Consider the following 1,769-nt stretch of genomic DNA (forward strand, 5'->3'; position numbering starts at 1 on the left):
CTCTCGCCGTGGGCGCCGCTGGGGGGGCCCGCCGGCCCCCCCCCTGGGGCGGGGCGGGGGGGGGGGGGGGGGCGCCACCCCGGGCCCCGCCCCCTTGGGCGTGGCCCCCGCCGCCGCCCTGAAGGTGCTGACGAAGAGGTGGACCGACCGCGCGGATGTCGGCACGTACGTGTTGCGCGTCGCCTCCGACACCACGCACTACTGCCAGAGCACCGTGCTGAGTGCCCTGGGCCGCTACTGGGCCCACCGCGACGACGTCCGCGAGGTGCTGGAACGCGCGGCCGCCGGCCATCCCGTCGAGCACACCCGTGGCGAGGCCATTCGGTCGCTGGGCCGGCGCTGGGCCGGGCATCCGGACGTGCACGCGCTGTTGCGCCGGTGCGCGGCGGCCGACCCGGCGCCCGAGTGCAGGTTTGCGGCGCTGCGCTGGTGGGTGGTCCGGGCAGGCGACGAGGAGGGGGAAGTGCTGGTCAGGGAACGGGCCGTCGCGGAACCGGATCCGAAGGTGCGGCGCAAGGTCCTCCACATGCTGGCCCTGGGGTGGCCGTCGAGTCCGCGGACCGCAGCAGTGCTGCGGGACCGGGCCCTGAGGGACGAGGACGAGGAGACGAGGGCCGCCGCCCGGCATCTGATGGGCTCACCGTGAACCCGTACGGGCGGGGCCGGCCGTCGGCCCGGTGCTGCCCGCTGGTTGAGGGCTGCCAGAGTGGCAGCTGGCTTGGTTCACGTTCAGCAGCAGCGTTTGTCCACCTGGTTGGGAGGCAGTGGGCGATCGGAGCGCGCGTGATCGTTCACGGGAAATGAAGTCTGGGATGTCGTGGACGGAAGCGTCGGCAAGCGTGACTGAGGCGTATGGCGACAGGCGGTCGGCGTACGAGTTCAACTGCAGAGCGAAGCCCTCGTGGGAACTTGTGCGGGTCGCTCGGATAGGTGCCGGAAGCCCGTGTGCTGACCTGCACTGTCAGGATGGTGTGCTGGTTCGGTTCCGGGGCGAGGGGAAGCGACGTGGGGGGACTGCCAGACTGGCTGGAGGCGTGGTTCGCGGAGCGGGAGAACGAGTGCAGGGCTCGCGGTGTTGACGCGGTGCTGTGGATTCGTCCTACTGGCGGACCCCCTGATAGGCCGGGGCGTAAGGCGACTCCCGACGCCAAGGTGGACCTGGAGGTCGGGAGCCGGTGAGGCAACGTTGGCGCGTTCGGCGAGTCCGGGATCAGTCTGATGGGGGTCGACTTCGTTACTGAGGTCGGATGGCAGGCATATCTTCACCCGCGGTCCCCAGAAGATCTCGACGCTGTCGTCGACCAGGCTCTGGCCTGGGTTGGAGCAACGGCGGAGATGCCCAACTGGGCGAGCTGAGCCCCGAGCCCCTGTGGTGGGATGGCGGTGCGATTCCGTAGCCGTCGACTTGGGGAGATCACCGTGGCATCTGAGTACTCAACGCTGGCGCATGCCTTGACTGAGGCCCTGGTCGATATGACGTGGTTCATCGACGGCGCGGACGACGATCAAATGGATCTCGATGACGCGGTGAAGGCTCTGGAGGGTGTGGCTGCGGTGCTGAAGCACTTGTCGAGTGATCAACGGCGTGACCTGCTCGATGTGCTTGGAGAGATGGCTGAGGCAGAGGCCGATCCCGCGCGGCGGGAGTTCCTTGAGACCTTCCCGCAGGACTTCGGACTGATCGATGGGTCGTGACGTCCGAGCGGGGGCGGGCCCGGGGCGGGCCCGGGGGGCGGGGGGGGCGGGGCCGCCCGCGCGACCCGGGGCGG

2 protein-coding genes are annotated in these 1,769 nt (G+C 70.3%); both read left to right on the plus strand.

All coding sequences use genetic code 11. From position 1 onward, the window contains the following. The first annotated feature begins 100 nt into the window (after positions 1-100). On the plus strand, positions 101-646 hold the full coding sequence (locus ACFXA3_RS33160; protein ID WP_385192964.1) for a HEAT repeat domain-containing protein: 546 nt from the start codon (positions 101-103) through the stop codon (positions 644-646). A gap of 773 nt (positions 647-1,419) precedes the next feature. Next, complete coding sequence (locus tag ACFXA3_RS33165; protein WP_385192967.1) at positions 1,420-1,695, plus strand: hypothetical protein; 276 nt, start codon at positions 1,420-1,422, stop codon at positions 1,693-1,695. Positions 1,696-1,769 lie beyond the last annotated feature (74 nt).

The organism is Streptomyces sp. NPDC059456 (assembly GCF_042750055.1).
Classification (GTDB): Bacteria; Actinomycetota; Actinomycetes; order Streptomycetales; family Streptomycetaceae; genus Streptomyces.